Here is a 13,799-nt window from a genome sequence, read left to right as displayed (position 1 = left end):
TATTCATCCTCTATTCAATCCTGTTAATTGGGAAAATACTCTAAATCTTGATTCAGATTTGATACTATTTATCAAAATTATTGCTCTCCCAAAAAAGTTGGGTTTATTTCCTGAATTTTTGTATAAGCTGCGAATATATTTAATTAGTTGGTAGTGCGGATTTACAGCAGATTTCAGGTTTATGAAGTACAAAAAAGCCGGAGGGCTAGGAGCGGGAGGGCGAGCACGGGGGCATCGCCCCTACAGATAACAATTTTTTTGTAACTCACTTACCTGGAATCTGCTGTAAGTCTGATTAGATGTTGCGTCAGTCAGCGCCTGCACTACGAACCGCGATTAATTTTTTCCTCCTACTGGTGGTTTTTTTCCTTCCGCTTCTGCTGGTTCTTGAATGACGATCGGAGCGCCGTCTGTCAAGTTGAGAATGCCTGCGACAATAACTTTTTCTCCGGCTTGCAAGCCTTCGATAACTTGATAATTATTGCCTTCGATGGTTCCCAGTTTCACGGGTTTTTGTCGCGCTACTAAAGGTGGCATTCCAGGTTTTGACTGTTCTGGCTTTTGAGCTGTGAAGACAAAAGTTTCCCCGCCCAAGCGAGTGACTGCTGTGACTGGAACTAAAATTCCTGGCTTCTGATCCCAGATGACTCTGGCTTTGACAAATTGGAGGTTTAGTAGTTCGCCAGTGGGGTTGGGAAAGGTGGCTTTAGCTAAGATTGTTTGGGAGTTGGCGCTGACGTTGGGGGAGATAAAACTGATTTGACCTTTGGCGATCGCCTTTCCTTGAGTGTCGAGCATTTCTACTGGCAACCCGAGGCGTAATTGGGGCATCCGTTCTAAAGGAATTGATAACCGCAAGTCTAGCAGTTGGTTCTCTGTTAAGATGGCGATCGCATCACCTGTTTTTAAGTAGTCGCCGACTTTGACTGGTATGTCGCCGATGACTCCGGCGAAGGGCGCGATGACAGCAGTTTCTTGGAGTTGTACTTCAAAACCGCGCACTTGAGCGGCTGCTTGGGCCACTTGCGCTTCGGCTCGATCGATCTGCTCTTGGCGGGTGCCGTTGGCTAACTCGGCTAATCTGGCTTTGGCTTGGGCAACTTCTGCTTCGGCTTTGGTTATTTCTTGCGGGCGCGCACCGTTTTGCGATTGCCGCAAAGCTTCCCGCTGCTGTTGCAAGGCTGCTGTGCGCCGATCGATTTCGGCTTCTCGGTTTTTTTGTCGCTGCTGCAACCGCCTTTGAGCTTCTCGGAGATTGGCTTTGGCGGTGCTTTCTTTTTGAATGTATTCCTGGAGGGTGTTGGCGGATGTTGCTCCTTCTTTGGCTAATGCTTGATACCTGACAAGTTGCTGGACCGCCAGCTTAGTTTCGGCTGTGCTTGCTTCTACTTGGGCTTTTGCTTGGGCGATGTCTTCTAGGAGGCTACCTGTTTGGGCATCGGCTAGGTTGGCTTCGGCTTGGGAGACGAGGGCTTGGGCTTGACCAATTTCTTCGGGCCGACTGCCCGATCGCAGTTGGGCTAGGTTGGCTTGAGCTTGGGCGACTTGGGCTTGGGCTTGGGCGATTTCTTCTGGCCTGGCACCTGCTTGGAGTTCGGCTAAATTCGATTCGGCGGCGCTGAGATTGGCTTGGGATTGTCTTAACTGAGCTTGGGCGCTGTCGCTTTTGATCCGGGCGATGGCTTGTCCTTTTTCGATCGAGTCTCCAGATTTGACAAAAATCTCCGTGACTAGCCCTTCGGTTTGGGGTTTGATTTGTACTGAGCGTTTTGCCTCTAGGCTGCTGACAAATTCGGAGGTATCTTGGATTGAGCTGGTTTCAAGGGCTGCAATTTTGACTGGTATGCCTTGGGATTGACCTGCTGCTGCTTGTTGCGGCGGGCGATTGTGACTCGATTGCCACAGGTACCAGCCGAAACCTCCGCCTGTGACGATCGCGATGGCGGCAATTAGCAGCCAGCGCGAGCGCGGTTTGGCTGGGCGCGGGCGATCGGCAACGGCGGGAAAATCTTCGGGTTGATAGTGGTCTGCATCGGTTAGATGAAGTTCTGGTGTACCAGTTTTTGGGTTTTCAACTTCAACGGCGGATTCTAGAGATTTAGATTCAACGACGGATTCTGGGGATTTAGAATAACTCATGGAGCACCACTTAGATTTTTTTTTAACATTTGACTTACTTAGACTTTGGCGGAATCTTTGCTCCCTAGCGTCCCTCTCAAGCGAGATGGAATCTCCCAAGTGTTTTGTTGATGGGGTTGGAGAATCGCGCGATCGCTTTTCTCCTTAGCTAGTTGCTCGGTTAACCACTGTATTTCTAAGGACAGCACTGAGTTGCAGCGATCGCCAGAGGCGAGTTGATACTCGTCGGTGAGTGGATATTCGCTTTTGAGACTTTCGATGTAGTCTTGTCGGATGTAACAGACTCGCAAGCGGTGTTCCAACAATTTCAGGCGTTCTGCAGGTTCTAAGTCGCCAAAAAAGAAAAATTTGATTTGGAAACGGGAACCACTGTTTACCCAACTTTCTTGAGGGTGATCGACCATTTTTTTTCGCCAGAGTTCGCGCCCTTTGTCTGTAATGGCGTAAATTTTGCGCGGACAGCCCGCATCTCCGGCTTCTTCGGCAATTGTCGCAATCTGGCCTCGCTGTTCCAAACGCTTGAGCAGCGGGTAAATCGCTCCGTAGTTAACGCTGATGCAACTGCTCATGAACAGCTCTAGTTTTTGCTTTAGCCGATAGCCGTGCAAGGGTTCCCGCTGTAGCAGACCAAGGGCTGATAATTCAAGCATTTATATCAAGTTGATATTATATTTTGGATTATACAACTATAGCTGACTCAAGCGCGATCGGGTAAATAGTTAGTTTGATAGAAATTTTAATCTGCAATACACATTTTATAAAATTTGTCAACACTCTAAAGACAGATTAGACAGACTAAACAAAGAAACGGAAGAACAAGCTGGAAAAGCCTGTTGCAAAGCGAGGGGAGATGTCTAAATATATCAAAATAACAAGCTGAACGTCGCGATCGACTCTTTGTAAGTAGTAAGACACAATTAATTACACAAAATTCTGGGCTACAAGCCTTATCTAGTAAAGAATCAGCAAAAAATTAGTGTGTAATTAATTCTGTCCAATTACTTACCATAAGTCGCACTTTCCGACGAATCGGCACGCTCATCACCTGCTGCCGATTTGCCGCGCTGTACGAGAGTGTTATTAACTCGTGACTTTGGGCTTTTTTGGAAAACCCAAAAATCCAGCCGCCCCGCAATTCTGCGAAAGTAATGCAGATAGGCGAAGAAGAGCCTCCATTTACTCGTTTTAGTCGTTCGTTTTACTCGTTACCAGGCTCTGCGAAAGTAACGCAGATCCGGAGGCAGAGCCTCCATCTTGTTTTGAATGTTTTGATGCGGGATTAGATATATAGCAATTCTCACAAAGATTGAGGTATCGCTCCCTCAATCTAAAATCTAAAATCTAAAATCTAAAATCGACTTGGTTCTATAAAACTCTTCAAAAACTGAGGACTAAAGTCCTCACTACGAACCTAAATACAATTCTTAAAACAAAAAACCGGGTTTCTTACGAAAACCCGGCTACCACGAACACGAGGAATATAAAAACTGTTGAAATATTAATTCTTCAATAACTTCATCCCCATTTTTACCTTGTCCAAAATCGTCTTTTGCGAGACGCAAGTAATCAGACACAGCTTGCCACAATTCAAAGTATCCCGGCGGACTTCCTGGGCTTTTTCGCCGTACCAAATTGCGCGGGCGCTTTGCTCTTTCACATTCCCAATCACCGGAAACTCGTCGCACAATTTCACGTCGCCGCGCGTATCAATCCAGTAATTGCGTAGTCCAACGCGACAAGGGCGAGTTGAATCGGGAGCTTTTTCTTCTTGGAAGTGAGGAACCATCAAACGCAACACTTCATCGCTGTTCATAATTGGTGCGCCGTTTTTCTTCATCTCAATTAAGCGCTCAATTACCTGTGAAAATTCTTCCCTGTCTGCTTCTTCAATCCACAATTCCGAATAGGTTTCTGGTGTCCAGCGGTTGACTGGTTGGAAGTTCACCGTTGTGGCTCCAATTCCTTGCGCCCAGGTGACAATTTCCTCTAGGTGGCGGAAGTTGAGGCGGTTGATCGTCGGTTTGACGTTGATCGGAAACAGGACGTTTTGCTTTTCTTGTTCGGCGCGCAAATAACCGATTCCTTTGGATAGTCTATCGAACAATCCGGGTTGACCGCGCAAATAATCGTGCAATTCTGCATTCGGCCCGTCAACGGACATATTCACGTTAAAAGGACGCGCTGCCACAGTTTTAGCAGCATTTTCCTTAGTCATGCAATAACCGTTGGTGGTTACGCCGGCGTGAATGCCGTTTTTGTTTGCAAAAGCTAGCAAGTCTAGAAAACCTTTTTTAATATAAGGTTCGCCGCCGCTAAAGTTGATGGAAAATTCGCCGACAAATTCTTTGACGCTCAACAAGGCCTTTTGCCAATCTTCGATCGTCATTTCGTCTTTATATTCTTTGAGCCGCCAATACTCGCACTGGCGGCATTTAACGTTGCAGCGTTCGTTCACAATGCCGTAAAAAGTGACGGGGCTTGTCACGTCGAATCCTGTATTAATCCTGAGCGATTCGGCTACTGCACTCTGGGTGTGTTTTACGCCCAGTCTGGATAATGTTAAAGCATCCATGTCTTGTTTTCCTTATGTGTTGTTACTTAAGTTGATTTATCGAACCGATTTTTGTATCTAGAATTTTGTACGTATTAGTACGTATTGCTCGTTACGTATTCCTTGCGAGTACGTAAGCACCATCCTAAGTGTTGGTTTTGGGTATGGCTAGATGTTTTTCAAAGATTTATAATGTTAATGATTGTAACATATTAATATTACTAATGTAAAAGCGATATTTAGTGTTAAAAGATGAAGTTTACTTAGTTTTTGGCAAAGCATCATATACGCTTAAAGCTGAGTTCAGCCCAAAAGATGTAATTTTAGTTTAATTTTGGTAAATTAACTTAACATTCTCCTACGTAAAAATACTTAAGTATGCTGTATTAATAACTTAAAGTTATCGTCAAATAAGCAGCTCGTGCAAAAGTTGGCTTCACACCAGCTTTACAATAGGAGAGAATTTAAGTATTTGAAGGACAAAAAATGGCGACAAACATGGGACGATATTTGCAGGTACTGAAATTGTTCTGGGCTGCGGCGATCGCAGCGGAGCTCGAATACCGGATCAACTTTGTCCTGGCAGCCCTTAGCAGCCTCGGAAACCTTGCTGGCAGTTGGTTCGGACTGTTTTTGTTCTACCGTACCGGCTACAGGTTTTCGGGCTATTCATGGGAAGAAGCTTTGGTTGTACTGGGGATTTTTACGGTTTTGCAGGGGTTTTCGTCAACCTTTCTCGCGCCTAACCTCAGCCGTATTGTCGATCGAGTGCAGCAAGGTACTCTCGATTTCGTACTCCTTAAACCTATCAGTTCGCAATTTTGGCTGTCTGCCAACACAATTTCCCCTTGGGGAGTCCCAGATTTAATCTTCGGCGCGCTATTGTTGCTGTATGCTGCCAACAAATTGGGAGTAGCAATCGGCAACTATTTTTTAACAGCAATACCGCTGTTATTCGGAGCTATTACTCTTTACAGTATCTGGTTTATGTTAGGTGCAACTAGCATTTGGTTTGTCAAGATTTACAACGTTACCGAAGTGCTCAGAGGATTGTTAGAAGCGGGTAGATTTCCAATGGCAGCTTATCCCGCAGCTTATCGATTTTTCTTCACTTTTATAGTTCCGGTTGCTTTCTTGACAACTGTGCCGGCAGAAACCATGCTGGGCAGAGGTGAAATTGTTTGGATCGCAGGGGCGGGAATTTTGGCGATCGGGCTGTTGTTGTTTTCGCGCTACTTCTGGCAATTTGCACTCCGCTTTTACACCAGCGCTTCGAGTTAGGTAAGTAGGGCTTGCTGCAGCGCGGCCAGAGATTGTCTGTTATGTTTGAGGGGTAGAGGGAAAGAAAATTTGACCTGGGAAAAGAGCCAATTAAAATATACAGCGAACATATACAGTTTAAATACAGTACAGCCGACGGAGAAAATATTTTTGCCCTATCTACTTATATTCTAAAAAAAACAGTAAAATTTCAAAATATCCTTGAAAGTTCAACTCTGAATCAACCACGCAAACGAGGGCAAACGAATGAAAAGAAAAAAACTGGGCAACAGTAATTTTAACATCAGCGCGATCGGTCTGGGAGGTATGCCGTTGTCGTTAAGCGGCAGGCCGCCAGAATCGCAAGCAATTGCGGTAATTCACCGCGCCCTCGATTTGGGTATCACCCTGATTGACACTGCTGATTCCTATTGCGAAGATCAATCCGACAAACACCACAACGAGCACCTGATTGCCAAAGCTTTGCAAGAGTACACCGGAGATATTCGGGCGGTTACTGTCGCCACGAAAGGCGGCTTGATGAGGCCTCAAGGTGCCTGGACGCGCAACGGGAATCCCCACCATTTACGTAAGACAATTCGCGAAAGTTTTGAAGCTTTGGGCGGCAATCAGCCGATCGACCTTTGGCAGTATCACTCGCCAGATCCAGCCTATACAATCGAAGCAGCCCTAGCACCGGCAAAGGAAGCAGTAGAAGCAGGAATAATTCGATTTGTTGGAGTTTCCAATTTTTCTGTAGAGCAGATTAAACGCGCCCGGGATGTAGTAGAAATTGTCTCGGTGCAGAATCAGTACAATCCGTGGCACAGACAGCCGGAATCGGACGGCGTACTGGAATATTGCGAAGCCGAAAACCTGACCTTTTTCCCCTGGAGTCCTTTGGGGGGAAGCCGCCGCGTCACCAGCTTGCAAGATATGCCCGCGATCGCCTCCTTAGCTGCAGAAAAAAACGTTTCAGTGTACTGTATAGTATTAGCTTGGTTGATGGCAAAATCGCCCTGCGTCGTTCCGATTCCCGCAGCGACAAAATTATCGAGCATTGAGGACTCCGTAAAGGCGATCGAAGTTAAATTGACTGATGAAGAATTGCAAAAAATTGCAGCAAGTTAAATAAGTAAGCTGTTGGGCATTTAAATTGCATATTCGGGGCGCTGCTCAAAGCCCACCCCAGAATATTTGTTAATTTTTTTTAATTATCTTTAAATGCCGCAACAGCTTATAAAGCCAGAGATTTAATTAGTAAAATTGCCACATTTTGAGGAATTGGGTTTTATGGAAGCCGATCGAGTGAATGCAGGTCAAGACCTAGCAATTGAACATCAAAACGTACCTGTCGCCCATGAAGGACTGCACAACTTTTTATACAGTTCCGACTCAGAACACAGCGCAGCGGCCGCTGTTTCTGAAGTAGAAAATGACGGCACGCAAGTAATGTCGATCGATACCTGGCGAAGTCTAGCAACTAACGCAAAAGTCGCTGGAGTTTACGCTGTCACGGACAGTGCCCGCAACACTCAGTATATCGGTTATTCGCGAAACATCCTGCTTTCAATCAACGGTCACATCGCGCAAAACGGCGCAGAAAATTGTGCTTTTGTGCGCGTCCAAACTTTCAAATTCCCCAAGCGGGAAGAAATGGAAAGTTTGCGGGATGCTTGGATCGCAGAACTAGGCACTATTCCGCCTGGAAACGGTGCTGACAGCGAAATGTGGGCGGCTACGGTAGGTCAAGCAGCCCGCGCTGCAATGTCTGCTGACGAGCAACAAGCTTATGAGGAAAAGAAGCTAAAATTACGCAAAGCAATGGCAGATTCTACTCTTACCAAAGAGTTAGAAACAGCAGCCAAGATTGACGGCGAACGACACGAACATTTGGAAGCTGCAGTTAACAATGATGATTGGAGTGCGGTGATTCAATCGCAAACCCAGGAAACAAAGTCCGGCGAATAACATTCGCTGCTATATCAACTTTTGTTTGTCGTAAAGCGGGGCGGGTTTTGTTCGGAGATTGCGTGCCGGATGCGAGGATTACGCGATCAACCCGCCCCTACTAACTACTGACTAATGACTACTGACTACTGACTAACTTTGCGTTCAGTAACTAAAGTCAAACTGACCCATTCACCTTTGTCATTGTAACTGCGAATCATCCGAAATCGCAAGTCAGGTTCTACCAACCAACCGGCCTCAAAAAATATAGGTTTTCTGAATTCAACTTTCACCGGACAAGTGCAAGAACCGCCATCGGGAAGCAGCAAAACTTGCATGGGCGTTGCACCTTCGTTAAAATTAATCGCAGAACCGTCAATGCTGCCGCTAGAACTGATAACATTAGCATTATTGCCAAAAGTGATTTTCTGTACTAGCCGATCGCCATTTTGCAAATGCAATTGTAAATTGGTAGAATAGGAATCAGGATGACGATAATCTGGATACATTGTCACGGCCTCGCCCTGCCATTCTCCCAGCAAAGCATCAACAGTTAAAGGCGGACGTTCGGGGATATTTTTATCAAGCTGCTTTTCGCGAATTAAGGTAAGTTTGGATAAATTGCCGTCAATATTGTAGAGTTGAACGAAGCGCAACCTGCGATAGTTGTAGATAAAACCAAACTCGGCACCAGACTCAGAATAAGGCGCTAATTGAATAGTACCCTGACAAAAATTTCCATTCTCAAAAAACAGGATATCTCGCCCCAAACTCTGATATTCTCGAACAAGTTCGCTGACTTCCGGTTCGCCGGCACCGCTAGGATTTGGCGAGAAGCGGCGCAGTTTTAACCGCACTGTTTTGTTGTCGTTGAGTCCTTCGAGAGAAATAATGCTGGGAGTATCTTGAAGTACCTCTCCTCGCGTTGATAGCTGGGTGAAGGAACCGTGCCATTCTCCTAAGTTTTGCAGAAAGTTTTCCCACTGCGCTACCATATTCTTACCTTTGGATATATGTCTAAAAATAGAATTATAACTCTACTGACTGATTTTGGATTGAGCGATGTTTATGTGGGAGTGATGAAAGGTACGATCGCCCAAATTAACTCGCAGTTAAAAGTTATTGATATTACACACCAAATACCCTCTCAAAATATTGCAGCGGGGAGGTTTTGTTTGATGACTGCTTTTGCTTATTTTCCAGCGGAAACCGTACATATTGCTGTAGTCGATCCGGGTGTGGGAAGCAAGAGACGCGGGATTGCGATTAAATGTGCTAATTGCTGGCTTGTCGGGCCCGATAACGGGTTGTTTAGCGGGGTGTTGAGTCGGGAAAGCGCGTTAGCGAAGCCCTCGAAGAGGATCGCCGCTGTGGAGTTGACGAATTCGCAATACTGGCGATCGCCCTTCGCCAGCAGCACGTTTCACGGTCGCGATATTTTCGCAGCAGCGGGGGCTCATTTGGCGAACGGGGTGCCGCTGGAAGAGTTGGGGGATGCGATCGACCCTGCGAGTTTAGTACAGCTACAGATACCAAATTGTGCCGTTACAGCCACAGGTGCGGTAGGTTGCGTTCAATATGTCGATCGCTTCGGCAATTTAATTACTAATATCCCCAATAATTGCATTGTATGTAACAATTGGTCAGTGATAATTAGCAATAGTTGCGATCCAATTCGCATCCCCAGCGGTAAAACTTACAGCGACAGCAAGCCAGGGGATTTAATTGCCATAACTGGTTCTGACGGTTGGCTAGAAATTGCCGTTTACGGCGGCAGCGCTCAATCCGTTTTGCAGCTACAATTTGGAGATATGGTAGAAGTAATTTACAGATAGGTAGCGCAACCTGGATTCATCTCATTCTAGATTTATCTGCAAAATTCACAACTGTTTGGCGGTATTCGCTGCTGTTGAAAAAAGCATCTCCATTATTGTGCTTAGCATTAGGAACCAGCAAAATTTGCTTGGGTTCAGGAGAACCAGCATACAATTTTTTACTCATTGCAGCGGGAATCAAAGGGTCAGCGGTTCCGTGTACGAACAAAACCGGAATTTGCAGCAATTTAACTTTGTTCAAAGAATCAAATTTTTGTGTCAGCAGCAGCCTCGTTGGAAATAGTCGCATTATACTGTAGCGTTCTACCATATTCAGCATGGAAGTGAACGAACTTTGAACAATTAATCCCGCTGCTTCTGGATGTCTGACTGCTAATTCTACAGCAACAGCGCCTCCCATTGAATGGCCGTACAAAAAGATTTCGCTGGGCGACAATTGCCGCTGTTTTACTAAATAATTATAAGCTGTTTCGGCATCCTCGTATATCCGAGTTTCGCTGGGAAAACTGCCTTGACTGCGGCCGTAACCCCGGTAATCTATTAGCAATACGGAAAAACCTAATTCTTGGAAGCGGTAAGATTGATTGATATTCGCACCGATGTTAAAACCCGTGCCGTGCAGGTACAATAAAGTTCCTAATGATTGTTGATTTGCGGCTGGCAGCCACCAACCGTGAAGTTTTTCAATTTTGGGTCGAGCTTTAACTGGCAACCAAACTTCTTGGTAAGCGATGTTAAAAGCATCCGGTTTTTTGGCGATTTCAGGTGTTGGCCGAAAGATCAAACGAGTTTGCAGAATAAACAAGAGTATACAGAAAGCTATGTAGGCGATCACCCAAAATTTTACTAAAGACAATAGCCATCTCAAAAAGCGCCGTTTTCTAATTTTTAGCTGGCTCATTGTTTTGTTCGCTATTTCTGAACTGCAAGTCTCAGAAACCCGGTTTTTTGGATAAGCCGGGTTTCTCATCTTTATCCAGCTACCACGAAATTTACCAACTTTCCAGGCACCACAATTACCTTTTTAATCTCCTTACCTTGCAGGTGACGCTTAGCCAATTCCGACTCGCGAGCAAACTTTTCTAAAGCAGCTTTATCAGCACCAGAAGGCACTTGAATAGTGCCGCGAGTTTTCCCCATAACTTGAATTACCAGCGTAATTTCATCGGTAACTAATGCAGATACATCGACAGTCGGCCAAGTTTGCGTATGCACCGATTCGCTGTTACCAATTAAATGCCACAATTCCTCAGCAATATGTGGTGAAAAAGGCGCTAATAGCAAAATTAAAGTGTTAATTCCCTCTGCATAAACAGGCGAATCTTTACATTTAGAATCAGCCAGCGCATTGTTCAATTTCATCATTTCCGAAACAGCAGTATTGAACTGATAATCGCCCTCCAAATCTTCTCGCACTTCCTTAATTGCAGTGTGAATCGCCCGCCGCAAATCCTTCTCAGCTTTGCTCAACACCTCTTTTTCTCCCTCTTGAGCAGGGGGGGCTGGGGGCAGTGAAGCAAACTCTGTCACCAAGCGCCAAACGCGATTTAAAAAGCGGAATTGCCCTTCCACATCTGCGTCGTCCCACTCCAAATCCTTCTCTGGCGGCGCTTTGAATAAAATAAACATTCGCGCCGTATCTACCCCGTATTTCCCCATAACTTCCAAGGGGTCAACGCCGTTGTATTTTGATTTTGACATCTTCTCGTAGAAGACTTCTAAAGCTTCGCCAGTTTTCGGATCTTTGGGATTTGTTGGGTCTACATCTGCTGGGGGAACGTATTTGCCAGTAACGGGATTTTTGTAGGCCATTGCTTGCACCATGCCTTGAGTTAACAGGCGTTTAAATGGTTCGTCGCAGTCGATCAAACCCCGATCGCGCAAAACCTTCGTAAAGAACCGCGAATACAGTAAATGCAGGATTGCGTGTTCGATACCGCCGACATATTGGTCTACCGGCATCCAATCATTCGTCTTCGCCGTATCGAAAACTTGCTCCTGATTTTGAGCATCGGGATAGCGCAAGAAATACCACGATGAATCCATAAAAGTATCCATCGTATCTGTTTCGCGGTGCGCTGGAGTGCCGCAACTCGGACAAGCAACGTTTACCCATTCTGCCATTTTTGCCAAGGGCGAACCTTTGCCAGTAAATTCTACATTTTCCGGCAACAATACGGGTAAATCTGATTGCGGGACGGGGACTGTTCCGCAGTTGGGACAGTGAATTACTGGAATCGGAGCACCCCAATAACGCTGTCTAGAAATTAGCCAATCTCTCAAGCGATATTGCACTCGCGCTTTGCCACAACCAGAACTTTCGGCAGCTTCAATAATTGCGGATTTACCTTTAATTGAATCCATGCCGTTGAAGCTTTCGGAATTAATCATAATTCCTGGTTCGGTGTAAGCTTCGGTCAGCGGAGTTTCATCATCATCCACAATTACTACTTTAATTGGCAGTTGATATTCAGTGGCAAATTTGAAATCTCGCGTGTCGTGGGCTGGTACTCCCATCACTGCGCCGGTGCCGTATTCGTACAGCACGTAATCGGCAATCCAAATCGGGATTTCTTCGCCGCTGAAAGGGTTGATTGCTTTGCCGCCTGTGGGGATGCCGCGCTTTGGTTTATCTTCGGCGGTGCGATCGATCTCGCTTTGCAGTGCAACTTCTTTGATGAAGGTGTCTGCAGCAGCTTTTTGGTCTTCGGTGGTCACGCGCGCGGTTAACGGATGTTCTGGCGCTAAAACAAGGTAACTAACGCCATAAACTGTATCGGGGCGAGTGGTGAAAACGGCGATTTTTTCATCCATTCCCACAATCGGAAATTCCAAGTAAGCGCCGACTGATTTGCCAATCCAATTGGCTTGCATTAATTTGACTCTTTCGGGCCAATTTGGCAATTTGTCTAAGTCGTTTAATAACTGTTCGGCGTAATCGGTAATTTTGAGGAACCACTGCCGCAATAATTTGCGCTCGACTTTCGCGCCGGAACGCCAAGAACGACCTTCGTTGTCTACTTGTTCGTTGGCTAATACTGTTTGGTCGATGGGATCCCAATTAACTGCTGCTTCTTTTTGATAAGCTAATCCTGCTTCTAAAAATTGTAAGAACAGCCACTGAGTCCACCGATAATAATCGGGAGAACAGGTTGTAACTTCTTTTGTCCAATCAAAGGAAATGCCCAGCCGCTGAAATAAGCCTTTCATTTGGGCAATATTTTCATAAGTCCATTTTGCGGGAGGAATTCCGCGTTCAATGGCTGCATTTTCTGCCGGCAAACCAAAAGCGTCCCATCCCATCGGATTGAGTACGCGATAGCCTTGCATTCGCTTGAGTCTGGCAATTACATCGATGATTGTGTAGTTGCGGACGTGGCCCATGTGCAGGTTTCCCGACGGGTAGGGGAACATGGATAAGGCATAAAATTTAGGCTTTTCGGTATCTTCTGGCATTTGGTCTAAGTTTTGCTCAGCCCATGTCTGCTGCCATTTTTCTTCTATGGATTGGGGGTTGTATCTGGACTCCACAACAATTTCTCCCTGTAGGATTTAGTAATGTTTGCTTGAATATTTTGGCACATTCAAGGGGCTGCGATTAGGATTTTTTTGAGTTCCAAGCATTTTGGCTCCTATCTCTGTATTATATATTGTAGTATATGTAATTTGAGCTGGGGGCGATCGACCAAATTTCCGATTCGCCGTTAAAAGAATAAGACTTACGCACGGGCGGTCAGAAACCGGGTTTTTACGATAATACTTTGTTACAGTCAGCAAAACCGCAAAAAACCCGGTTTCTTTGGTCTTGATGCGTAAATCCTAAAAGAATAAATAACTGCAATTCCCAGAAACCCGATTTGTTGGAAAAACCGGGTTTCTATTCGTTGTTTGGGCTTAGATGCTATCTGGGTCGATGTTCAATTCGCGCAGTTTGGTGGCTAAACGTTCGGCACGCTGCGAGGCTTCTTCGGCACGCTCTCGCTCTAGTATAGCAATCCTAAATCATTATCTACACTTATTATGATATAATTATATGCAATCATTGATTGTGACAATAAAAAGAT

Annotated in this window: 10 protein-coding genes; 4 read left to right on the top strand and 6 right to left on the bottom strand. The window is 45.5% G+C overall.

The window, feature by feature from the left end; translation table 11 throughout:
• Window positions 1-336: 336 nt before the first annotated feature.
• The 3 genes from QUB13_RS18815 to QUB13_RS18805 all read right to left on the bottom strand — a co-directional run bounded on the left by QUB13_RS18815 (window position 337) and on the right by QUB13_RS18805 (window position 4,711).
• A complete protein-coding gene (locus QUB13_RS18815) occupies window positions 337-2,139 on the bottom strand; it encodes an efflux RND transporter periplasmic adaptor subunit (RefSeq protein ID WP_333383358.1) in 1,803 nt (600 codons plus the stop codon).
• Between the two features lie 38 nt (window positions 2,140-2,177).
• The gene (locus QUB13_RS18810; protein ID WP_333383355.1) at window positions 2,178-2,789 is read right to left on the bottom strand and encodes a PadR family transcriptional regulator; all 612 of its coding nucleotides are present in this window, start codon (window positions 2,787-2,789) and stop codon (window positions 2,178-2,180) included.
• 848 nt (window positions 2,790-3,637) lie between these two features.
• Entirely contained in the window at window positions 3,638-4,711 is a 1,074-nt protein-coding gene (locus QUB13_RS18805; RefSeq protein ID WP_333383352.1) for a radical SAM protein, read from the bottom strand.
• Window positions 4,712-5,176: 465 nt separating this feature from the next.
• On the opposite strand from QUB13_RS18805, the gene QUB13_RS18800 reads away from it, so the two are divergent.
• The 3 genes from QUB13_RS18800 (at window position 5,177) to QUB13_RS18790 (ending at window position 7,921) form a co-directional block, all read left to right on the top strand.
• Window positions 5,177-5,971 (top strand): ABC transporter permease, encoded by a 795-nt coding sequence (locus QUB13_RS18800; protein ID WP_442922181.1) that lies wholly within the window; start codon window positions 5,177-5,179, stop codon window positions 5,969-5,971.
• 246 nt (window positions 5,972-6,217) lie between these two features.
• Window positions 6,218-7,081 (top strand): aldo/keto reductase, encoded by an 864-nt coding sequence (locus QUB13_RS18795; protein ID WP_333383350.1) that lies wholly within the window; start codon window positions 6,218-6,220, stop codon window positions 7,079-7,081.
• Window positions 7,082-7,216: 135 nt separating this feature from the next.
• On the top strand, window positions 7,217-7,921 hold the full coding sequence (locus QUB13_RS18790; protein ID WP_333383347.1) for a GIY-YIG nuclease family protein: 705 nt from the start codon (window positions 7,217-7,219) through the stop codon (window positions 7,919-7,921).
• Window positions 7,922-8,046: 125 nt separating this feature from the next.
• Here QUB13_RS18790 and QUB13_RS18785 read toward each other — a convergent pair whose 3' ends face one another.
• A complete protein-coding gene (locus tag QUB13_RS18785; RefSeq protein ID WP_333383344.1) occupies window positions 8,047-8,895 on the bottom strand; it encodes a DUF3598 family protein in 849 nt (282 codons plus the stop codon).
• Window positions 8,896-8,913: 18 nt separating this feature from the next.
• Here QUB13_RS18785 and QUB13_RS18780 point away from each other — a divergent pair, with 18 nt between their 5' ends.
• A complete protein-coding gene (locus QUB13_RS18780; RefSeq protein WP_333383341.1) occupies window positions 8,914-9,735 on the top strand; it encodes an SAM hydrolase/SAM-dependent halogenase family protein in 822 nt (273 codons plus the stop codon).
• A 16-nt stretch (window positions 9,736-9,751) separates the two neighbouring features.
• On the opposite strand, the gene QUB13_RS18775 is transcribed toward QUB13_RS18780, so the two are convergent.
• Together QUB13_RS18775 and leuS are read right to left on the bottom strand one after the other, a co-directional pair.
• The gene (locus QUB13_RS18775; RefSeq protein ID WP_333383338.1) at window positions 9,752-10,636 is read right to left on the bottom strand and encodes an alpha/beta hydrolase; all 885 of its coding nucleotides are present in this window, start codon (window positions 10,634-10,636) and stop codon (window positions 9,752-9,754) included.
• A gap of 71 nt (window positions 10,637-10,707) precedes the next feature.
• Window positions 10,708-13,266 carry a leucine--tRNA ligase gene (gene leuS / locus QUB13_RS18770; RefSeq protein ID WP_333383335.1) on the bottom strand — a complete coding sequence of 853 codons (2,559 nt, stop codon included), beginning with the start codon at window positions 13,264-13,266 and terminating at the stop codon, window positions 10,708-10,710.
• Window positions 13,267-13,799: the final 533 nt, after the last annotated feature.

The organism is Microcoleus sp. B4-D4, assembly GCF_036705185.1.
In the GTDB taxonomy this organism is placed as follows: domain Bacteria; phylum Cyanobacteriota; class Cyanobacteriia; order Cyanobacteriales; family Microcoleaceae; genus Microcoleus.
This window is presented reverse-complemented; position numbering and strand designations above follow the sequence as displayed.